Origin of the sequence: Geobacillus sp. FJAT-46040 (assembly GCF_002335725.1) — a bacterium.
GTDB classification, from domain to species: Bacteria; Bacillota; Bacilli; order Bacillales; family Anoxybacillaceae; genus Geobacillus; species Geobacillus thermoleovorans.
This window is the reverse complement of the sequence record NZ_NISS01000001.1, coordinates 1,148,859-1,169,969: the sequence shown is the minus strand read 5'-3', so window position 1 is coordinate 1,169,969 and position 21,111 is coordinate 1,148,859. Positions and strand designations below refer to the sequence as shown.

19 protein-coding genes and 1 pseudogene are annotated in these 21,111 nt (G+C 51.0%); 5 read left to right on the top strand and 15 right to left on the bottom strand.

From position 1 onward, the window contains the following. The coding region (locus CD000_RS06195; RefSeq protein ID WP_143425276.1) for a transposase at nucleotides 1-444 on the top strand (444 nt) is incomplete at its 5' end. Between the two features lie 139 nt (nucleotides 445-583). Further along, nucleotides 584-727: pseudogene (locus tag CD000_RS19065) on the top strand (RNA-guided endonuclease InsQ/TnpB family protein); the annotation flags it as partial. Between the two features lie 102 nt (nucleotides 728-829). Here the strand turns inward: CD000_RS19065 and CD000_RS18440 are convergent. Together CD000_RS18440 and CD000_RS06185 are read right to left on the bottom strand one after the other, a co-directional pair. Beyond that, the gene (locus CD000_RS18440; protein WP_158225543.1) at nucleotides 830-1,006 is read right to left on the bottom strand and encodes a hypothetical protein; all 177 of its coding nucleotides are present in this window, start codon (nucleotides 1,004-1,006) and stop codon (nucleotides 830-832) included. A gap of 158 nt (nucleotides 1,007-1,164) precedes the next feature. Continuing rightward, nucleotides 1,165-3,531, bottom strand: a complete 2,367-nt coding sequence (locus CD000_RS06185) for an immune inhibitor A domain-containing protein (protein ID WP_158225542.1) — start codon at nucleotides 3,529-3,531, stop codon at nucleotides 1,165-1,167. A gap of 268 nt (nucleotides 3,532-3,799) precedes the next feature. On the opposite strand from CD000_RS06185, the gene CD000_RS06180 reads away from it, so the two are divergent. Beyond that, on the top strand, nucleotides 3,800-5,104 hold the full coding sequence (locus CD000_RS06180; protein WP_096226246.1) for an ATP-binding protein: 1,305 nt from the start codon (nucleotides 3,800-3,802) through the stop codon (nucleotides 5,102-5,104). Between the two features lie 262 nt (nucleotides 5,105-5,366). Beyond that, the gene (gene map / locus CD000_RS06175; protein WP_014195932.1) at nucleotides 5,367-6,116 is read left to right on the top strand and encodes a type I methionyl aminopeptidase; all 750 of its coding nucleotides are present in this window, start codon (nucleotides 5,367-5,369) and stop codon (nucleotides 6,114-6,116) included. 126 nt (nucleotides 6,117-6,242) lie between these two features. Here the strand turns inward: map and CD000_RS06170 are convergent, their stop codons facing one another. After that, a complete protein-coding gene (locus CD000_RS06170) occupies nucleotides 6,243-6,644 on the bottom strand; it encodes a secondary thiamine-phosphate synthase enzyme YjbQ (RefSeq protein WP_014195933.1) in 402 nt (133 codons plus the stop codon). Nucleotides 6,645-6,734: 90 nt separating this feature from the next. Between CD000_RS06170 and CD000_RS06165 the strand changes: the two genes are divergently transcribed. Then, nucleotides 6,735-7,709 carry an MBL fold metallo-hydrolase gene (locus CD000_RS06165; RefSeq protein WP_096225210.1) on the top strand — a complete coding sequence of 325 codons (975 nt, stop codon included), beginning with the start codon at nucleotides 6,735-6,737 and terminating at the stop codon, nucleotides 7,707-7,709. A 56-nt stretch (nucleotides 7,710-7,765) separates the two neighbouring features. Here the strand turns inward: CD000_RS06165 and CD000_RS06160 are convergent, their stop codons facing one another. The 12 genes from CD000_RS06160 to CD000_RS06105 form a co-directional block, all read right to left on the bottom strand. Then, the gene (locus CD000_RS06160) at nucleotides 7,766-9,637 is read right to left on the bottom strand and encodes a PTS fructose transporter subunit IIABC (RefSeq protein ID WP_096225209.1); all 1,872 of its coding nucleotides are present in this window, start codon (nucleotides 9,635-9,637) and stop codon (nucleotides 7,766-7,768) included. A gap of 25 nt (nucleotides 9,638-9,662) precedes the next feature. Then, nucleotides 9,663-10,574 carry a 1-phosphofructokinase gene (gene pfkB, locus CD000_RS06155; protein ID WP_096225207.1) on the bottom strand — a complete coding sequence of 304 codons (912 nt, stop codon included), beginning with the start codon at nucleotides 10,572-10,574 and terminating at the stop codon, nucleotides 9,663-9,665. Continuing rightward, a complete protein-coding gene (locus tag CD000_RS06150; protein ID WP_096225206.1) occupies nucleotides 10,571-11,323 on the bottom strand; it encodes a DeoR/GlpR family DNA-binding transcription regulator in 753 nt (250 codons plus the stop codon). Before CD000_RS06150 ends, pfkB begins: the two co-directional genes overlap by 4 nt. Nucleotides 11,324-11,507: 184 nt before the next feature. Next, nucleotides 11,508-12,419 (bottom strand): FixH family protein, encoded by a 912-nt coding sequence (locus CD000_RS06145; protein ID WP_233130406.1) that lies wholly within the window; start codon nucleotides 12,417-12,419, stop codon nucleotides 11,508-11,510. A gap of 1 nt (nucleotide 12,420) precedes the next feature. After that, a complete protein-coding gene (locus CD000_RS06140; protein WP_033010819.1) occupies nucleotides 12,421-13,083 on the bottom strand; it encodes an ABC transporter ATP-binding protein in 663 nt (220 codons plus the stop codon). After that, nucleotides 13,080-13,877: a copper ABC transporter permease gene (locus CD000_RS06135; protein WP_096225204.1), complete on the bottom strand. Its 798-nt coding sequence runs from the start codon at nucleotides 13,875-13,877 to the stop codon at nucleotides 13,080-13,082. The genes CD000_RS06140 and CD000_RS06135 overlap by 4 nt, the downstream gene beginning before the upstream one ends. Then, the gene (locus CD000_RS06130; RefSeq protein WP_033010817.1) at nucleotides 13,874-15,175 is read right to left on the bottom strand and encodes a nitrous oxide reductase family maturation protein NosD; all 1,302 of its coding nucleotides are present in this window, start codon (nucleotides 15,173-15,175) and stop codon (nucleotides 13,874-13,876) included. Before CD000_RS06130 ends, CD000_RS06135 begins: the two co-directional genes overlap by 4 nt. Further along, nucleotides 15,172-15,738 (bottom strand): hypothetical protein, encoded by a 567-nt coding sequence (locus CD000_RS06125; protein ID WP_042382788.1) that lies wholly within the window; start codon nucleotides 15,736-15,738, stop codon nucleotides 15,172-15,174. The genes CD000_RS06130 and CD000_RS06125 overlap by 4 nt, the downstream gene beginning before the upstream one ends. Nucleotides 15,739-15,788: 50 nt before the next feature. After that, nucleotides 15,789-17,657 (bottom strand): Sec-dependent nitrous-oxide reductase, encoded by a 1,869-nt coding sequence (gene nosZ, locus CD000_RS06120; protein ID WP_096225202.1) that lies wholly within the window; start codon nucleotides 17,655-17,657, stop codon nucleotides 15,789-15,791. A gap of 21 nt (nucleotides 17,658-17,678) precedes the next feature. Further along, on the bottom strand, nucleotides 17,679-18,134 hold the full coding sequence (locus tag CD000_RS06115; protein WP_033010814.1) for a c-type cytochrome: 456 nt from the start codon (nucleotides 18,132-18,134) through the stop codon (nucleotides 17,679-17,681). Nucleotides 18,135-18,309: 175 nt separating this feature from the next. Then, nucleotides 18,310-20,136 (bottom strand): diguanylate cyclase, encoded by a 1,827-nt coding sequence (locus CD000_RS06110; protein ID WP_096225200.1) that lies wholly within the window; start codon nucleotides 20,134-20,136, stop codon nucleotides 18,310-18,312. 238 nt (nucleotides 20,137-20,374) lie between these two features. Next, complete coding sequence (locus CD000_RS06105) at nucleotides 20,375-20,974, bottom strand: DUF5317 domain-containing protein (protein WP_096225198.1); 600 nt, start codon at nucleotides 20,972-20,974, stop codon at nucleotides 20,375-20,377. Between the last annotated feature and the right edge of the window lie 137 nt (nucleotides 20,975-21,111).

Below are 21,111 nucleotides of genomic sequence, written 5' to 3'. Positions count from 1 at the left end.
CGGCTCATCGAAGAAGTCGACCAACACATCGACCGCCTGCTCGAGCCGTATCGCGAGGAAGTGAACCTGTTGATGACCATGCCCGGAGTGAAAAAACAAACCGCCGCCGTCATCATAGCCGAGATGGGAACCGACATGAGCGTCTTTGAAACGCCGGAACGGGCGGCTTCATGGACTGGATTGTCCCCCGGCAACCATGAAAGCGCCGGAAAGCGAAAGAGCACGCGCACGACAAAAGGCAATCCCCATCTCCGATCGGCGTTATGCGAGGCGGCATGGTCAGCAGCTCGATCCAAGACGCATCCCTTGTCCCGAAAGTTTTGGTCGTTGGCGGCCCGGTGCGGGAAGAAAAAAGCCCTCATCGCCACAGCTCGGCGGATGTTGGTGATCATCTTTTGCATGATCTCCCGCAAAGAGCCGTTCCGCCAACCACAACTTATTTAGTCTAGCCAAAAGGCAGACAGGTTATACGAGATGCCTAAAATCGGGCACCTCTGCTTTCCTATTGCCTTTTTTGGCCATTTTCAGTATACCCTCACGGATCAGGAGCGTATACCGCACTCACCAAGTGGTGGGGATTTTCACGGAAAAAGCCAATCGAAAGAAACGTACACACACCTTTTGTTGCCGAACATGCGGATACACCTCAAACGATGACCGCATTGGTGCTATGAACCTTCAACGAAAAGGAATAGAGTACATCGTTGAAGGAACGACACAGGCATGACCTGCGTCGTTGGGTAGTTGTCAACCTGCCCCTAATGCAACCCCAAGTCAAGGAAGGAGGACGAAGTCCGCTCGCACTTCTGGGGAGTTGCAAGCCCCCACTTCAAGCGTTAGCGAAGTGGGGGTAGTTGACTAGACGCATTTGCCGGTTGTAAACAAACAGTTTGCGCGTGTCCTGATACAGCTTGACCGGCAGCACGACCGCTTCCCCTTGATAGGTTTTTACACGCACCGGCTGCTTCTCGGCAGTCCACGCCGACAGCTGTTCATACCATTCCATTCTGATTGTTCCCCCTTCTCATCCGATCCTACTTATGATTATAAACGGAAAAAGCGGAAAAAGGGGGAAAGAAAAATCAACAAATTCGACGAAGGGATGACAAACCGTGTCGATAAATGTTCAGCGCACGGAAATGTTCCGTGCGCCTTTGGAGGTGGTCAGCGGTGGATCAACACACGCGCTGCCGTGCGGTCAGCGCTTTCACCGATGACGCGGATTTTTAGGCCATAGTTGGGCACGTTCCGGCCGGCGTCGACGGCCCCTTTATTGTCATACGACCGGCTGTCGTCAAACACCGGCGTCGGCGATGTATCGTTGTCGATCAGCTGTGAGCCATTGATTGCCACGCGGAATGGGGCTCCTTTTTGCAGGCTGAACGCCGCATCGTGCACTTGATAGCGAGTCGACGCTGTCGTATTGCCCGACCATTTTAACGTATGCTGGTCGGCATCCACAACGCCAAGAAACCCTTCGCCCGGATGGACGCCCGTCCAGTTGTTGTCATAGCCTTCATCCACATACCAGACGACAAGCCCTGGATCGTACGAAAGAAGCCGGTCGCCGCGCAAAATATGGGCGAGCCCTTCATCGACGCCGCGGTGGTTGCGCCATTCAAGCAAATAATAATGCTTCGAGCGCGCGATGCCGTCGCTTTTCGCAAAACCGTCCAACGCGAAAGCGCTGTCGCCCTCTGCATCGTCTGTGAGCGCGATTGTTCCATCTGCCGTCACTTGAATGTTGTCAACATACCAGCCAGCTTCCGACACCGCTACATCAGTGATATAATGGAAGCGAAGGTCAATCGTTTGTCCTGCATAGGCCGACAAGTCAAATTCCGCCTTCACCCAGCCGTTTGACGTACCGGTAATGCCGTTGCCAGGGTTTTGCCCGTACGGATTGTCGGTCGTCGTAATGTTTCCTTGAATTGTTGTCCATTCGTTGCTGCCATGCGGTTTTACTTCTACCGCCCCATAATCCCAGTCTTTCTCAATCGCATACCATGTATCAAATGCCAGCGTCGCCTTGGACGCTCTCGTCAAATCGATCGTCGTTGACATCGTATGATCTAAGTTGTTTCCACTGCCGGAGAAATAGGCATACGCACCGCTTGGCGGGGTCGTGATGACCGTTTCTTTGTCCGGCAAGTTGATGCGCACGGCATCGTTGTTCGTCCCTTTCGTGTTCGCTTCATCGAGCACGACTTCAACACCGTTTGGCGTTACTTCGTTCCACTCAACGGTCGTTCCGCTCAGCCAGTTGCTGCCGGGCATGGTCGACTGCAAAAACTGTTTCGCCCAGGCGCTGAAGCCGGTCGGCTCGGTGCCCGGAATGCGTCCCGCCCAACTTCCGCTTGACATAATCGACCAATAGGCAACTGGCTCGCCCAGACCGGAGTAAATCGTATCGTATTCATCCGGCAGCCCTAAATCGTGGCCGTATTCGTGAGCAAACACTCCTGCCGCCCCGTCAGCCGGCTCAATCGTATAATCGTAAGCCGCCAGTTGGCCGCGCCAATACGGCACATCCGTCGTCGTATTCGGAATGCGGTACACCGATCCTAAATTCCAGCGGTGCGACCAAATGGCATCGCCGCCGAGCGAACCGCCGCCCGATTCTTCTCCGACGCTGGAGTGAATGATCATTAAATGGTCAATCAAACCGTCCGGTTCGCGATAATTGCCGTCGCCGTCTAAATCGTAGCGATCCTCTTGGTCAAACTCACGCAAATCAATGGTCGGGTCCTGGGCGGCTGCCGCCAGCGCTTCGCGCACAAGCGCCCGTGGATTGACGTCATTGCCATCCGGCGCCGGTACATTTCCGCCATAGTATTTAGCCGGATACTTCGCCTGATACCAGCCTGCCACTTTTCCTTCAATGGAATAGCTGCCGCCTGATTGCTCTTCATAATATTTTTTTACTGAGATAAGCTTCTCGCCATTCGGTCCATCGTAATAGCCGTCATCGCCGCCGAAAATCATATCTTCATAATGTTCGCGTGTATAATCTTTATAATACATATCCGTTTCAGTTGGCTGAATGTTGTTATGCGGAAAGTCCGGATACTCGATGAGCAAAACGAGTACACGGTCGACCCGCTTGCCGCCGTTCCATGGCTCCGGCTTGACGGATGGCACGGAAGCCGTTTTCGATTGTCCGAGCTTTTTCCCTTTCCCGTTCAGCACGCCATTTGTCTGCTGTCCGTCCTGCATCGCCTCGGCGCGCTTTGCCTCTTTATCGTATAATTCTCCTTTTCCCCGCGGCATATGAATCGCCTTTTGCCGCAAATAGTCGCGCACTGCTTGTTCCACCTCAGCAGGAGTCGCATCAGCGCGAAGCTTTCCGCTCCGTTTCAACATTTCCGCCAGCTTTTCCTCATTGGCAATCGCAAAATCGACCGGTCCCCCTTGCTTCACAGCCGGAATGCCGGGGGCGTTAGCCGCTTTCGGCGCTTCCGCCGGAGATGCCCACAGCCCGATGCCGAGCGACAGCGCCGCAACAAGTGATGGAATCGACCGTTTTTTCAAAAATACCCCTCCATATCAAATAAAAGGTTGATAGAAAATATATACAATTAAAATATTATAGAATAATACAAAAAATAAAGGGTATTTTTTATCAAGAACAAAATAGTCCTTTTTACCTATATTTGTCGAAAAAACGAGATTTATAGCAAAAAAAGGCTATCGATTTCACCTTAACATCCAGACAGTTTTCCAGTTACAATGTAATATATTCGCAGTTTTTGTAGAAATTCTGGTTATGCAGCTTGATGATGGGAAAGAAGGTGCCGCGATGCTGAATATTTTCAAAGACTTTTTGCTCAACTTGTTTTTCATCCTTCTGCCGGTATTCCTCGTTCCCCTCTGTACGGAGCAGGAGAAGAGGCCAAAACGATTCCGCCTTTATTTGCCGACCATTTGTTACGCCGTCGTGATCATGTTATGCATCACCCTCCCGGTCGGAACAGAGAGCGATTTCATCTTCGACTTGCGGCAAATTCCTCTGTGGCTTGGCGGTTTGTACGGCGGAGCGGGGGCGGCGACGGTTTTAGCGTTTACGGCGATCGCCTACCGCTCGCTGTTCGGCGGAGCTGGCGTCTTCGTCACCGTCGTCGTTTCCATCGCCATCGCTGCAACAAGCAGTTTATTGACAAAACGGTTTGTCAAGCTGCCAACCAAACAGCGCACGCTGTTCGCTGCATCGCTCAGCTTCGGCTCTGGCCTATTGACCGTCGCCATAGCGGAGTGGATGGCTGCTGCGGTTTCTCCTCCGCCTTCCGTTGCGCTTATCTTTTTGTTTGTACAGCCCATCAGCATGCTCATCGTTTGTTCGTTTCAGGAAATGGTGCACCATAACATCGCGCTGCGCAAACGAGTGATTCGCGCCGAGAAAATGGAAGCCGTCACCCATTTAGCTGCTTCCATCTCTCATGAAATTCGCAATCCACTCACCGCGGCGCGTGGGTTTATCCAACTGATCGAAGAGCAGCCGCTCGCTGCCGACAAACGACGCCAGTATGCGCGCATCGCCATTGAGGAGCTTGACCGAGCTGAAGCGATCATCACCGATTACTTGACGTTTGCCAAGCCGGCGCCCGAGACGCCGGAAAAGCTGAACGTGAAGCTCGAGATCGAGCGAGTCATTGACATCCTCCGCCCGCTCGCCAATATGAGCTGCGTCGATATTCAAGCGACGCTTGCCCCATTTTCCGTCATCGGTGAGCGCGAAAAATTCCGTCAATGTTTGCTCAACGTAATGAAAAACGCCATCGAAGCGATGCCTAACGGCGGGACGTTGCAAGTATACGTCTCCATTGACAACGGACGTGTGCTCATCCGCATCGCTGATACCGGCGTTGGCATGACGAAAGAACAGCTCGAACGGCTTGGCGAACCGTATTTTACGACGAAAGGCGTCAAAGGCACGGGGCTCGGAATGATGGTCGTCCACCGCATCATTGAATCGATGAACGGAACGATTCGCATCGAAAGCGAAATACATAAAGGAACGACGGTGTCGATTTATTTGCCGCTCGCACCGTCTCCTTCTTCCTCAACGATTTCTGATAAAGAAAAACAGCTGTTTGCCGCCTTATGATATAGCGAAGACCAGCCGCAAGGGCTCTTGTGAACAAAGGTCAACATATCGATATCCTGTATGCCCAGCCATCAAAGGGCCTTTTCTTTTGGTCTGGGCATCTTTTCCTTTAGCCGCCTTCGCACGGATGAGTAAACTATTTTTGGGTAAAATTCAGGAATAGATCCCCAGTTGCGAACGGATCGCCCTAGTTTAACATCACAGCGGTTTCTGCTACAATACTATCGAAGCGAAACACATCGAGGGAAAAGGAGACAGTTGCATGATTCACGTCAAAACGGAACGGGAAATTCAATTGATGCGCGAGGCGGGGAAACTCTTGGCCGCCTGTCATCAAGAGATCGCCAAACGCATCGGACCGGGCGTCACAACGATGGAAATCGACCGGTTCGTTGAAACGTTTTTGGCCAAATACGGCGCCAAACCGGAACAAAAAGGATACCGCGGCTATCCGTATGCGACATGCGCTTCCATTAACGATGAAATTTGCCACGGGTTTCCGCGCAACGAACCGCTCAAGGAAGGCGATATCGTCACGATCGATTTTGTCGTCAATTTGCGCGGAGCGCTCGCCGATTCCGCCTGGACGTACGCCATCGGCGACGTCGGCAAAGACGTGGAAAAGCTGCTTAACGTCACCGAGCAGTCGCTCTATAAAGGAATCGAGCAAGCCGTTCTCGGCAATCGGATCGGCGACATCGGCCACGCCATTCAAACGTACGTCGAAGCGCACGGCTTTTCCGTCGTACGCGATTTCACCGGACACGGCATCGGCCCGACGATTCACGAAGAGCCGTATGTCCCCCACTTCGGCGAAAAAGGAAAAGGGATGCGTTTAAAGGAGGGGATGGTCATCACGATCGAACCGATGGTCAACATGGGGGCATGGCAAAGCAAAATGGATCCGAACGGCTGGACGGCGCGAACGATCGACGGCTCGTATTCAGCGCAATATGAACATACGATCGCCATTACAAAAAACGGGCCGCTCATTTTAACGACGCCGGCGTAACGGTAACCCCCGGACAAAACACTTTGTCCGGGGGTTATCCATAATTCGCCCAAACTTCTTGCTAACCTATCTATCGTCTCTCCGCCTTATTCTTTTTCTTTTGTTTACATAATAAAATTATGGTTGCTAACCTTCGATCACCTTCACATACAACGTCCGCTGGCGCGGCCCATCGTATTCACAAAAATACACACCTTGCCAGCGTCCAAGCAGCAGCCGGCCTTCGTGAATAATGACGTGCTGCGACGCGCCAACCGTGCTCGCTTTCATATGAGCGGCCGTGTTTCCTTCCATATGGCGGTCAAGCGGATGCTCCCACGGATACGTTTCATCAAAACGGCGCATCATGTCGCGCTTGACATCTGGATCCGCGTTTTCGTTAATGGTGATGCCAGCCGTTGTATGCGGACAATAAACGACAGCGATCCCTTCCGTCACGTTAGCCTGGCGCACCGTCTCCTCGACGAATGAAGTAATGTCGATCATGTCATCCCGCTTTGCCGTGCGGATTGTAAACGAACGAAGCATACATTCCACCACCTGGGCAAACATTTTGTACTTCGCAAAAAAGGTTTGCTACTCTAAATAATATAATACAAAAAATGGAGTGAGAAATCATTGGCCAAGCGCTATGAAAACTTAGACGGCGTCTCGACGCACAAAACATGGGCCGATTTCCGCCACTGGCAGCGGGAGCGGAAACAAAAACAAAAAGATTTGTCCTACGTCGTGCCGCATGTTTCACCGCCTCAATACGAGCGGCTTCAGAAGCCGAACGGACGGCCGCAGCTCTGCTGGGTCGGCCATTCGACCTTTGTCGTTCAACTTCATGGCATCACCATCGTCACCGATCCCGTCTGGGCGAAGCGGATGGGAACGGCCAAACGCCTGTCAGCCCCAGGCGTACCGCTTGAGGAGATGCCATCGGTTGACGCCGTTTTGATCTCCCACGGCCATTATGACCATTTGCATTTCGGCAGCCTCCGCCGCTTGCCCGGTGATCCGCATGTATTCGTTCCGGTCGGCCTCGGCCGCTTGTTCCGCCGCCGCGGCTATCGCCGTGTCACCGAACTGTCATGGTGGGAAACGGCCTCCTTTCACGGCGTATCGCTCACATTTGTTCCCGCCCAACATTGGACGCGGCGAACGCTTTGGGATACGAATACGTCGCACTGGGGCGGGTGGGTCATTGAAGCGGACGACGCACCGACGGTTTATTTTGCTGGCGACAGCGGCTACTTCCGCGGCTTTCGCGACATCGGCGAACGCTTTTCCATCGACTATGCGCTCTTGCCGATCGGCGCGTACGAACCGGAATGGTTTATGGGACCGCAGCACACGACGCCGGAAGAGGCGGTGCAGGCATTCCTTGACTGCCGCGCCCGTCTGTTTGTCCCGATGCATTACGGGGCGTTCCGCCTCGCCGACGATACGCCGAAAGAAGCACTCGACCGCCTACGGGCCGAGTGGCGGCGGCGCGGGTTGGAAGAGGAGCGCTTGCTTTGCTTGAAGCTCGGCGAGGTGATCGATGCCGCCCAACTAGCCGCAAGCGGGGGATGCAGACGTGCTGAATTGGGCGGAAACAAGCCATAAAACCCGCCGCTCCGACAGGCAAAAAGCGCTCCGCTGCCCGCGGAACGCTTTTTCTCTTATTCTTTCACTTCTTTTTTCCACAGCCCGACCATCAGTGCCGTGACGATGGAGCCGATCAAAATGGCAAGGATGTAAAGCCATGCGCTTCCTTTGACGATCGGGATGACGAAAATGCCGCCGTGCGGCGCCGGAAGTCCGATGCCAAACAGCATCGTCAGCGCCCCGGCTACAGCTGAGCCGACGATAATCGACGGAATGACCCGCACCGGATCGGCCGCCGCAAACGGAATCGCCCCTTCCGTGATGAACGAAGCCCCCATAATATAGCACGTTTTGCCGGCCTCGCGCTCGGCTTTCGTAAACTTCTTCTTGAAGAATGTCGTCGCCAGTGCCAATCCGAGCGGCGGCACCATCCCGCCGGCCATAATGGCCGCATGCGGCGCATAGTTGCCGGCGTCGATCATGGCGATTCCGAACGTAAACGCTGCTTTGTTAATCGGACCGCCCATATCGACTGCCATCATGCCGCCTAACACCACGCCAAGCAGCACTAAGTTCGCCGTTCCCATACCTTCGAGCCAATGTTTCAACCCTTCATTCAGCGCTTTCACCGGATCGATGACAATATACATCATAATCATGCCAGTCAGGAAAATGCCGAACAGCGGATACAACAGCACCGGTTTAATGCCTTCTAACGACTGCGGCAGGCGGCTGAACAGTTTGCGCAGCCCGACGACCAAATACCCGGCTAGGAAACCAGCAATCAATCCGCCGAGGAAACCAGCGCCGCCGTTGGCCGCCATAAAGCCGCCGACCATCCCCGGCGCAAATCCCGGCCGGTCAGCGATGCTCATCGCGATAAACGCGGCAAGCACGGGAATCATTAAGGCGAACGCATTGCCGCCGCCGATATCCATCAACGCTTTGGCAAACGGATGGTACGACGGGTCGTTGGGGTCGAACGCTTTAATGCCGAAAGTGAAGGAAAGCGCGATCAAAATCCCGCCGCCGACAACGAACGGAAGCATATTCGATACACCGTTCATCAAATGTTTGTAAAAACCGGTGCGCGGCTTCACCGCTCCCGCACCGCCCCGCGAAGCGCCGCTCGCCCGGTAAATCGGCGCATCTTGGCGCAACGCCTGCTCGATCAGCTTCTCCGGCTGACGAATCGCCTGGGCGACTGGCACTTGGATCACGTGTTTGCCGTCAAAGCGGTCCATTTCGACTTGTTTATCGGCTGCGACAATGATCGCCGCAGCTTCTTCAATCTCTTGTGCGGTGAGGGCATTTTTCACCCCGTCAGAGCCGTTTGTCTCCACTTTGATCGTCACGCCCATTTCCGCCGCTTTCGCCTTCAGCGCATCGGCAGCCATATACGTATGGGCAATCCCGGTCGGGCAAGCGGTAACGGCGAGCACTTTCCGCCCACCGCCAGTCGGTGCGGCCTGCGACGACGGCGCTTCCTCTTCGCTCTCTTTTGCCGCCAGCAAACGAACGACTTCCTCTTCGCTTGAAGCGTTTTCAAGCTCGGCGCGGAACGATGCATCCATCAGCATCGAAGACAATCGGGCCAACGCCTGCAAATGCGTCTGTTCCCCGCCTTCCGGGGCCGCAATCATGAAAAACAAATGGCTTGGCTTGCCATCGAGCGACTCATAATCAATGCCTTCCACGGAACGGCCGAACGCCACGGCCGGGCGCTTGACCGCCGCCGTTTTGGCGTGCGGAATGGCGATGCCATCCCCGACGCCGGTCGTGCTTTGTTGTTCGCGCGCCCAAATCGCTCGTTTGAACGCCTCCACATCGCTGACCGCCCCCGCCTCGGCGAGTTTCGCGGCCAGCTCATCAATCACTTCGCTCTTTGTCTTCGCCTGAAGCTCAAGAATGACCGTTTCTTTTGTCAACAAATCGGTGATTTTCATTTGTGTGATCCCCCTTTATTTCCTCTTATAAACGCACGACGCGAACGCGGCCGACGAGTGTTTCCACTTCCTCTTTCGTGCACAAGTCTTCGGAAAACGCCGTTGCGCTTCCGGCCGCTACGCTGTAGGCGAACGCTTCCGCGATCGGTTTTCCGCCCGCATAGGCGGCTAAAAAGCCCGCAACCATCGAATCGCCCGCCCCAACTGAATTTTTCACCGTTCCTTTAGGCGCCTCAGCAAACAGCGTTGCTTCCCGGCCGAAGTAAAACGCCCCCGCGCCGCCCATCGAGACGATGAGATGCTCTACTCCTCTTTCAACCAACCGGCGGCCATAGAGGATGATGTCTTCTTTCGTCAGCGCAGAGACGCCAAACAGCTCAGCAAGCTCATGATGGTTCGGCTTGGCAAGAAACGGCCGGCAGGCAAGCAACGATCGGAGCGCCGGACCGCTTGTATCGATGACAAGGCGGGCTTGCCGCTTCACTGTCTCCGCTGCCAGCTGCTCGTATACATCCGCCGGCAGCGATGGCGGCACACTTCCCGCCAACACAAGGACGTCACCAGCGGAAAGCGCCTCGATTTTCGCTGTCAGCTGCGCAGCATCCTCGCTGGCGATGGCCGGGCCTTCACCGTTAATTTCCGTCTCCCGCCCAGCTTTCAGTTTGACGTTAATGCGCGTTTGCCCAGGGACATGAACAAAATCGCAGGCAATGCCTTCTTTCCGAAGCTCGCTTTCAATGAACCCGCCGGTAAATCCCCCGACAAATCCAAGCGCCGTGCTGTCAACATCCAAACGCTTCAACACGCGCGATACATTGATCCCTTTCCCGCCCGGAAATGTGAACGTTTTCACCGAACGATTCAGTTCACCAACATGCAGCTCATCGAGGTGAACGATATAATCAACAGATGGATTCAACGTGCATGTGTAAATCACGGAGCCACAACCTCTACTATTGTTTTTGTTCGATACAAATCTTTCCACTCTTCATCCAATTCATCGGTGATCAACACCGCTTCATGCAAATCAGCAATTTTCGCAAACGCGCTTTCATTCAACTTCGAATGGTCAGCAAGCACATACGCGCGTTGCGCCAGCTGCATCGCCGTATATTTCACCAGCGCTTCTTCCGGATCCGGCGTCGTATAACCATAGTCGTAATGAACGCCGTTGGCGCCGATGAAGCATTGGTCAAAGCGATACTGCCGCAGCGACTCGATGGCGCCGCGCCCGATCAACGCCTTCGTTTTCGGCTTGATCATGCCGCCGATCAAATACGTCGCCACATTGTGCTCAAGCAACCGCTCGACATGCATCACACCGTTCGTGACAACGATGACCTCTTTGTCAGCTAAATGTGGAATCATTTCCCACGTTGTCGTTCCCGCATCTAAATAAATGCAGTTTCCTTTTTGGACCAAACTGGCCGCATACGCGGCAATCCGCCGCTTTTCTTCGATATATTTCAACGACTTTTCCGATACGCTTAACTCTTCGCGCTTCTGCTGCAACAAGGCCGCCCCGCCGTGCACACGGCGCAGTTTCTTTTCGGTTTCAAGCTGCGTCAAATCGCGGCGAATCGTCGACTCGGACGAACCGGTCGCCTCTACGAGCTCTTGCAGCTTGATGACTCCTTTTTGCGCCAAAAGTTCCAAAATGAGGCGGTGGCGCTCCTCGGTCAACACGTTCCCACCTCCCATGATGAGCAATATCGCTTGTGCCCTTATTATAAGCGAAAGCAAAGAAAAAATCAATCAAAATCATTCATTATCACTCAATATTAATCAAAAATAGTATTTAAAACGATCATAATCATTCATCAACAACAAAAAACATTGCCTTTCATTCCGATCAGGCAATGTTTCTAAACTATCGTCCGGAAAGATACAGTTGAATGGACAAAGAGTCGATTTGGGAAACGAGCAACTCGTCATACTTCTTTTGCGCCAAAAAACGCATCTCCGCCTCCGTTACATTCGGATGCTCATTTTTCACTTGTTCTACCATGTCGTTCCACACGTTTTGCGCCAACAAAACGAGCTGGACATACCGCCGTTCTTGCTTCCAAAATGCCGCCTCACCGTATTGGCGGATGAGTGTTTGAGCGGTTTCGCTCCCTTCGTATTGCCGCTTTCTGTTTTCCACTTCACGATCAACGGCCGGTTCATCTACTGAATAGCCTTTTTCTTCGGCAAGCAGCGCCATCGAGTGCAGTTCAATGAGACGGGTAACAGCGGAGCGGGGCTCAGTCGTCTCATTCAACTGCCGTTTCCAATAACTGAGCCGCTCGTTGAGCTCTTCGCCGCGATACTGCTTTTTGACCGCTTCCATGGCCGAAGAGATCTCAATTTGCCAGCGTGTTTGGTAGAACTTTACTTCTGCCGCTGTAATCGCGGTGCCATTGATCATCGCTGCCACGTCTTGCTTCTTCACCTTGAGGGTAACGAGCTTTTCGACCGTCTCATCGCCGTCTTTGATTTGCAACAAAGCGTCCCATTCTCCGTCCATCGGCAGCTGCACGTTCCCTTCATAAAGGCCGGGTTCCTTCTCCGCCAATTGGACGACTGTTTGCCCGTGATCCATATTCGCCATCTCAAAGACCGCCGTCACTTCAAGCCCACCCGCCGGCTTCCCGTCCTTTTGGATGGCGACCGCAAACGAAGAAGCCGTCCCTTCCTTATAAAAAGGGGTCGTTTTCACCGACACCGTCCAATCGTTTCCTTGACACCCGGCAAGCAAGAAGAAAAGCGCTGCCATCACGATCATCCATTGTTGCCTCACTTTATTCTCCCTCCATCAGTGTGCTAAGCTCAAAATCTTCGACTCGGTATTTCGTGATCTTCCCGTTTTCCAAATAGGCGACATGGGTGCAGAGCTGCCTGACTTCGTCAATATGGTGCGACGACAGCAACACCGTTTTGTTCGGCAAAGAGCGTAAAATCGCCAGCACGTCCGCCCTTCCTAACGGATCAAGCCCGCTTGTCGGCTCGTCTAAAATCAGCAAGTCAGCATCGTAGTACAGCATAATAGCAAGCCCGAGCCGCTGCAGCATCCCTTTCGAATACTGCTTGCTTTTCATATGGCGCGCTTCCCATAACCGGACGGTGTGCAAAACGTCTTCGATCCGCTCTTCATCGACCGCGCCGTGCAACGAGGCAAAAAAGCGGACATTTTCCTCCCCCGTTAACTGAGGATACAGCTGAAACTTTTCCGGCAAATAGGCGACTTTCTTTTTCCACTCGTGCCGCCGATGATCAATGCCGTCAATATACACCGTTCCGCTTGCTGCCGGAAGCAAGTTCAGCAAGCTATGAATCAATGTCGACTTGCCGGCGCCGTTTCGCCCGACTAAAGCACACCGCTCCCCTTTCTGAATGACAAGATGGACATCATCAAGCACTTTGTTGTTTCGGTACGAAACTGTCAATCCCGCCACTTCAATCATCGTTCTTCCCCCTTTCGGCTCCACAGCATCGATGCCGCTAGCGCCCCCATCCCCCAGACCGCGATATTGAGCGCAACAAGGACGCCGGGAGAGAAGGAGAAAAATTTTTTCATCGTCCGCGACAAATAATCGAGCGAGAACATCCCGAGCGACGTCTCTAAGTAAAAACGGAGCGCATGAAGCGGCTGCAGAAAATACACGAAGGAGAACACATGCACATTGTCATACGTCACCGACGGCAAAACAGAAAGCAGCGCAAAGTCATACAAATAAATGAAAAAGAACGCGGCAAACAAGTTGGCGCCAATCAACTGAATTTTCGTCTTGCACGCGAAACCGAGCCAAATTCCAATTTGATTAAAAATAAACACAAGCACCATCGTGGCGAGCAAAAAAGAAAGAAAATACGATAAATGAAAGACAAACAAAAACTTGGCCGGAATGATCAAAACGAAGTACCAAATGACAAACACCGTCATTGTAATGAGCTGGATCGCCGCGCTTTTTTCCCATAAAAACATCCAAGGCGGCCCGCTTTTGACGACAATCATAACCATCGTCCGCTGCTCTTTCTCCTGCATGACGGAAAAAGAAGCAAAAAATAAACAAAGAAGCGGAACGATGTACGCATTCATGTCAAACAGCATCTGCAAAAAAATAGTCAGTCCATGCTCAGCCGGCAACGATTTTGCGCTCATCAATACGGAAAGCGATGCGGCAACAACGAGCAGAAAAAACAGCCAAAACGCCTTCCCCCGCGAAAGCTCAAGCCATTCTTTCCAAATGTAGCTCATCTCCGAATCCTCCTTTTCGGCACGATCACCGCGATGGCTCCAAAGCCGAGCAGTCCCCACCACCAGCCGGCTGATATGGTTTTTTTCACAAGCGGCGCATGATCGACCGCCATCACTTCGTCTGTCTGCCGCCATTCGTTGATCGCCTCATAGACACCTAAGCTCGGCGACGACAAAAACAAATACGCCAGTTCATTTTCTTCCGCTAACTTATGAAAGGAAGACGCATAGCGAAACGGGGAATCCCCTTTCCCATCTTGGTTCAAATCAAGCAACGCCGCTTCGCCGCCCCAGTCGTTGCCAACCCCGCGAAAATCCCACCTATTCCTGTCCCCGCCGCCAAGGCGCGCGACAGCAATCGTATTTTTCCAAATCCGGTTTTCCGTAAACGTTTGCCGCTGTGAACTCGACCAAAGCTCAATGCCGATCTCATTTTGCAAAAAGACATTTCGCTGCAAAAAATTATCGTTCGACTGATCAATATACAATCCCCGCTCGTTTTGATAAAACGTATTGCCAATGATCCGGTTGTCATTTGCCATCTGCAGCAACAACCCAAACGAGCGCATTCCTTTGTTGAAGAAAAAGCGGTTGTTTTTCAGGACAATCCGGTTCGAGTTCATGATCGCCGCCCCGCCGTTATTAAGCATAAACGTATTGTCATGAAACGCGTTATCATCCGAATACATGTAGTGAAGCCCGTAACGGGTGTGAGACACTTCATTTCCTTTGGCGACGTTATGATTGGCGTAGTCAAAAAAGATGCCATCTCTCGTTCCGATAATGGTGTTATGTTCAAGCTCATTAAAATTAGAATAATAAATGTGCAGCCCATTTCCTTGTCCGGCGATTTCTCCGTTTTGTTCGCCGATCACCCGTACGTTGGCAATCCGGTTGTGATGCGCCTGACTCAAGTAAATGCCATGAAACGATTGTTTTACCGTTATGTGTTCTAGCGTATTATAATCGGAATAAACTTTGATGCCGGCGTATTCCTCTTGCGTGCTCCGGCTTTTTCCGCTGTTCGTGACGGTCACATGTGTAATGGTGACATGCGGCGCTTTGATCGAAATCACATTGCCGCGCCCGCTTCCTTGAATGACCGTGCCTTTTGTGCCGATGATGGTCAGCGGTTTGTCGATGACAATATCACCAATGTACGTTTGGCCTGTTAGGCGAATCGTGCCGTGAGCCGGAGCAGCGTCAATCAGTTGCTGCAGCGTCTGGCCGGCAGCCGCTTCTTTCGGAACATCGAAAAAGAAAAAAATGAACAAGGAAATGAGCAGCCATCGCTTCATGTTTTTCTCTCCTTCCATAGCGGAACGAGCAGGCAAACGAACGCGGCACCGACGAGATACGCACCGGTCGCAAAATAGCTGAACGTCGTAAAGTTGGCGATCCGGTTTTCTCCGAAAATCGGCGGCACAAACGGATCGATATCGATCGGGGCGTTATCGTTTAAATTCGTTCCAAAGTCAGCGAGCCAGCGATGAATATCGTAAAGACCGAGCGCCCCGCCAATGAGAAAGGCGGCGATGAACACGTACAGCCCTCTTTTGCTTCTCGTGAACGCGATGATGAATGCCGCTATGGCCATAGCGATCACGATGTAGGACAAATAGCCAAGTTCCGGAAAGCTCTCTTCACTAAACGGCTTCATGCCGATATAGTGATTGAGTCCGTTAATAATGTCGATATCCCCTTCAAGCCGATTCGGATAAACGATAATCTCTAATCCTTCCGGATATTGCGGAGCGATGAAATCCATCCCCCACCAAGGAAACGCTAAAGACAAAAGCAGCAATCCTCCGGCCGCGCCGACAAAGACGGCAGACAACGGAGACAGTTTCGCTGCAGCCATTTTCTTCACACCTCTTTTGTTAGTCAGGGGGGCGCGTCCGCCCCCTCGGTTTATTGTTTCGGCTTTACCAACAAATACCCGGTCATTTCTTGGTGCAGCGCTGAACAGAAGTTCGTGCAATACAACGGGTACGTTCCCGGCTTATTGGCGGTAAACTCGATCGTGTTCGTTTGTCCCGGCTGAATTTCCATATTCAAGTTATACTGGTTGATGGCAAAACCATGGGTAATGTCCTCATCAAAGTCAAGGTTCGTCAGGTGGATGACAACTTTATCTCCTTCATTCACTTCAATGACGTCCGGCCGCTTCGCATTGGCATCAAAAATAAACTTCGAACGCATTGCGATGCCGTAGACGTGCACCTCATTTCCTTTCCGGACGATGCGGGCGTCTTTTTGGTTGTACACAGCGTCTGGATTGTTGTTCTCTTTCGGGTACACTTCAATCGTTTTAATTTTATCGGCCTTGATCATTTGCCCATAGTGCGGTTCCGGATCGACCGGCGACGATTGGATCACTTTCATTTTGTCACCGCTAATGTCAATGAGCTGCATCGATTCCGGGTGGGACGGCCCGACCGATAAATAGCTGTCTTTCGCCAACTTGTTGAGCGACACTAAATATTTGCCGTCCGGAGATACGGTATCCCCTTCCGCCGCGACGGCATGCCCTGGCGAATATTGAACCGGAACGCGGTCAAGCACTTCGCCGGTTTCCGGATTCCATTTCACAATTTCAGACGAAATAAACATCGTCGTATACGCCATGCCTTTGTCATCAAACTGCGTATGCAGCGGCCCAAGCGCGTTTTCCGGATTGACTTCCCGCTCCATCACCGATTCGTATTTCAAAATCGGGATGCCGTTCCGCTCGCCGGCAAACTCTTTCTTTTCAATCGCCTGAAACGCCTTTTCAAACGAAAATACCGTCAACAACGGGGCGAGCTTCCCGGAGGCGATGAAATATTTCCCGTCTGGGGTAACGTCGACGCCATGCGGCGATTTGGCGACCGGCACTAAATAAATGCCCCCTTTATGCTTTTCCGGAAAGATCATTTTTTGACCGCCGACATTGTCATATTTCCCCGCTTTCACCATGTTCTCAAGCTCTTTCCAGTTAAACAGCACGATAAAGTCGCGGTCTTCTTGAGACGCGTTGATTTCCAAGTTTGTTGTCGCTTCTTCCGTATTGTACGTTGTCAGCACGGCCCAATCTTTTGAGATTTTTTTCCCGGCATCGGACAAATCGTACGACCACGGCGGCAGCGCAACTTGATAGGCAATGTGCAGCTTTTGCGCCTTTTCATCGAACGTGACCGCACTCATCACACCGCGGTATTTTTCACTATACTCATCAAGCGAGGCGTACTGATGGCCGAGCGGAACGGAAAATCGGGTCGGCAAAAATAAGTATTCGGTATTCTCCGTCACAAACGCGGCACAGTGCGGACCGCTCGTATTGGGGACTTCGATCATGTCTTTGACCGTAAACGTTTTCAAATCCATCACTGCCGCCCGGCTGTTCGCCACATCGGTCGCAAACATATACTTGCCGTCATATTCCCCATTCGTTTCCGAGAAAGCCGGATGATGCAAATCGCCCCACGTATAGCCGCCAAGCATTTTTTTCGAATGGGTATCCCAGCCGTAGCCGGTCGCCGGATCGGGCGTAAAGACAGGAACCGTGCGAATGCGCCGCATCGACGGCAACCCGTAAATAAACATTTGCCCCGAGTGGCCACCAGAGGCGAACAAGTAATATTCATCTTTTTCACCAAACGGAACGTACACTTTTTCCGCATCGGTTTTGGCCGATGTAGTCGAAACGGTATCAGGAGTGGAAAAATTGCCGAAAAAGACAGTTGACGCCAACACTCCAACTGCCAACCCTGACAACGCGGAAATCACTTTTTTCTTCACTCTCGTTCCTCCCATCGTTTCTTACTTTTCGGATGCTTCTTTTAAGAGAGCAATAATTTCGGCCCGCTCCTCATCTGTCAGCGGATTCGATTTGATCACCCCAGACATCACCGCAGACGTCGGCGCTTTTAAAAACTCTTCAATCGGCTTGCCGTGTTTGCCCTCGACTTCTCGATAAGCGTTCGATAAATCCGGACCCGTCGTCCCTCCTTGCAAGTTAAGCTTGGAAACAGAGTGGCAAGAGAGACAACCTTTTTGTTGCAGGATAGTCCCGTCCTGCGTACTAGCGTTTGTTGTCTTGCCCGCCCCCTTCCCATCCTCTGTCGAAGCTGATGGTTGGGACGATTGAGCCGTCTCTTGTTTTCCTGCCTGCGTCGCATTCGTCTCTCCTTTCGTTCCTCCCAACTGAAAATACGAATAACCGCCAGCCAAACCGATCAAAGCGCTGATGAGAAAAATGACGACCGTTTGTTTCATGCCCCTCCTCCTTCTACAGTGAGAAATTCGTTTACCATTATAGCCACCCGCCCTTGACCTCCCCTGTGCAAAAAGTCACTTCATTTCCAAGATCAGTGAACATTATTTGGCAAAAGCGTGGCAAAACGGTGAAAAACAAAAAACACTTGCCACCGGCAAGTGTCCTTTCCCTTGTTCAATTCAGTTGTTGCATCTCAGCTAGCGGCAAATAATGCTTCCGCACAAACGCGATAAACTTCGCCGCATACACCGGATCAAACTGCGTTCCTGCGCAGCGCTCGATTTCCTCAAGCGCCTCTTCAAACGTTTTCGTCCGCTGGTACGGCCGCTCGGTCGTCATCGCGTCAAATGAGTCGATAATACACAAAATGCGGGCCAATTTCGGGATTTCTTCCCCTTTCAGCCCGTACGGATACCCTTTCCCATCATATCGTTCGTGGTGCAGCTCGATGAGCGGAATCAACTCATCAAACCGCTTCTCCGCCGCCACAATCTCGCGTCCCCACGTTATGTGCTTTTTAATGATCTCCCATTCATGCTTCTCCAATTTTCCGGACTTATTTAAAATATCGCGCGGCACTTCAATTTTGCCAATGTCATGGATGAGCGCCCCTAAAATGAGCGTCTGCCGTTCATGGTCGGTCAACTCATCAAGACGACTGCCAAACTCCAACGCATATTTAAACACCCGTTTGCTATGGCGGTATGTATAGACATCTTTCGAAAGAAAAAATTTCACTTGCTGCTCGAGCGCTTCCAAGTCTTGTTTAAACTTAATTTCATCCAAGCACATATTATGTTTATCATACAACTGAACGTTGTTTTTCCCTTGCGCCTTGGCGTAATAAAGCGCCTGATCGGCGCGGTGGATCAATTCCTCGCTCTCGTACATATCTTTTTCCATCTCGGCGATGCCGCACGAAAACGACAGGCAACGATACGGAATATGCTCGACGCCTTCAAAATATGTATCGTTCACTTCTTTGCGCAACCGGTTTAAAAACGCGTACGCGTCTTCTTTCGTCGTGTTGGGCATCAAAATGGCAAACTCTTCCCCGCCATAGCGGGCAACCGTAAAATTCGTCCCGTCCACCGCTTGTTGCAGCAGCTTCCCAAAAAACGTCAACAACCGATCCCCTTGCAAATGGCCGTTCCGGTCATTGTATTTTTTAAAATCGTCCAGATCCAAAAACGCCAAGGTCAACGGCTGTTTGAGCAGTTTGCAGTCGGAAAACTGCTCCTTGAGCGTTTCTTTGAAAAAACCGTGGTTGTATAGGCCGGTGAGGTGGTCTTTGTTGGCGCGGTTGGAGACTAGTTGGTATAATTGCAAAAATTTTTTAAAGATAAAAGATAACAATGTCACTAAAATAATCAGTAAGAATAGCCCAAAGTATTTTGCTTCCCATAACAAAATAGCTAAAACTAATGAAAGTAATAGAGTAATAGAATAGCTGACACATGCCTCTTTTAAAATTCCTAGTTCTAGGGCCCCTTTAAAGATTTGACCCACGCAGAGAAAGAAAAGCAATATCAAAATAACATTAATCCCGAAATAAACCAGTAAACTAACTAAATAAGGCAGGAGATTGTAGTAATTTATCTTTCCAATTTCTCCGTGGAAAAACAAAAAGGAATAATAGGCACCTGATATCATCAAACAATACATTGAAAAATTAAATAAATGTCTCCAAAAAGACATTTTTCGTCTGTAAAACAGTTCCACAACACTATAAATAAACAAAACTTTCAGAGTAAAACTAATGCCATATAAAAATAAAATAGCAAGATAAATAGATGAGTCCATTGAGAAAGAATTAGCTTTAGGAGGTAAACTAATCGGAAAAAAATTCAACAAAATAATGGAACCAACTAACATATAAATTAAAACCCAATCCCAAAGGGATTGAGCAAAGAAATCAAGATTAATCCAAAAGCTGGACAAACCTAAAAATGAAATTATGATAATATAAATTTTTTCTGTTTCTTTAAAATTCAACGCCATATATAACCACTCTCATGTGAATAAAATTCGATTAATAAGACTAAAAAGAGACGCAATACATGAAATCATTTTCTTAATCAAGTGTTGAAAACATCTTGAATCAAATCTTGCAGAAAAGCCACAACTATTCAATCAGTCTAAATCCAGAAGTCAATGCCACAATCACCGAACCAAGGATGAACAAATTGATCAATACTTGTTTTACTTTGAATTTCATGTCCTTTTCCCCCTTAACATTTTATTTATTGATCGCAGGAGCACCCGTTGTTTCTTTCTCAGCATCGTCTGCCCCATGGCGCGGTGCACTGAGCATCAGATGCTGGATGAACAAGAACGCCCCTACGTTCATCACAACGTCGCCGATGCTGATGACTTGTTGGCGCGGGTACGGCGGAGACAGCGGGATGATGTCGCCAAGAAACGGCAGAAGCGTATCCGATGTGATCGCCTGGTGCTTGCCGTACAGACCGGCTTTTAACGCTTCGATGTATTCGCGGCCGAGAAATTGGGCGGCTTCGATCGATACCGGCATCCGTCCGCCGTTTACGGCCATGACGATAAAGTTAAGCAAGACGCCGGCGAAGATGACCGGAAACCCCGGCTGATGGCGGTTGAGCCACAGAAATGCGAGTCCTGTGATATAGACGAGAAGAAAAATAACGTTGCTCATTTTGGCGATCCACTCGATGCGTTCTTGAAGGAAAAAGACGATAAACTGCACCGCCAACAAGAGCGGAAACAACCAACCGCCGCGCAATTTCATGTTGGCCAACCCTTTCAGGCTTCCGCCGCGAAACCAGCCGATCAACAACGACAAAATGATTCCATCGTAAACCATAATGCTGTCCCCTTGATAAACAGAATTTTCTCTTTTTTCTAAACTACTGTCCTCACTTCTATTTTTACCGTTTTTTTCATTCTATGTAAATAGTCCGTTCGTCCTAACTACAAACAAATTTTGATGAATATCGTTTC

Coding starts and splice junctions, on each gene's coding strand:
- CD000_RS18440 (WP_158225543.1), bottom strand. CDS start 1,006: ATGGAATGGTATGAACAGCTGTCGGCGTGGACTGCCGAGAAGCAGCCG.
- CD000_RS06180 (WP_096226246.1), top strand. CDS start 3,800: ATGCTGAATATTTTCAAAGACTTTTTGCTCAACTTGTTTTTCATCCTT.
- map (WP_014195932.1), top strand. CDS start 5,367: ATGATTCACGTCAAAACGGAACGGGAAATTCAATTGATGCGCGAGGCG.
- CD000_RS06170 (WP_014195933.1), bottom strand. CDS start 6,644: ATGCTTCGTTCGTTTACAATCCGCACGGCAAAGCGGGATGACATGATC.
- CD000_RS06160 (WP_096225209.1), bottom strand. CDS start 9,637: ATGAAAATCACCGATTTGTTGACAAAAGAAACGGTCATTCTTGAGCTT.
- CD000_RS06140 (WP_033010819.1), bottom strand. CDS start 13,083: ATGATTGAAGTGGCGGGATTGACAGTTTCGTACCGAAACAACAAAGTG.
- CD000_RS06135 (WP_096225204.1), bottom strand. CDS start 13,877: ATGAGCTACATTTGGAAAGAATGGCTTGAGCTTTCGCGGGGGAAGGCG.
- CD000_RS06130 (WP_033010817.1), bottom strand. CDS start 15,175: ATGAAGCGATGGCTGCTCATTTCCTTGTTCATTTTTTTCTTTTTCGAT.
- CD000_RS06125 (WP_042382788.1), bottom strand. CDS start 15,738: ATGGCTGCAGCGAAACTGTCTCCGTTGTCTGCCGTCTTTGTCGGCGCG.
- CD000_RS06115 (WP_033010814.1), bottom strand. CDS start 18,134: ATGAAACAAACGGTCGTCATTTTTCTCATCAGCGCTTTGATCGGTTTG.
- CD000_RS06110 (WP_096225200.1), bottom strand. CDS start 20,136: ATGGCGTTGAATTTTAAAGAAACAGAAAAAATTTATATTATCATAATT.
- CD000_RS06105 (WP_096225198.1), bottom strand. CDS start 20,974: ATGGTTTACGATGGAATCATTTTGTCGTTGTTGATCGGCTGGTTTCGC.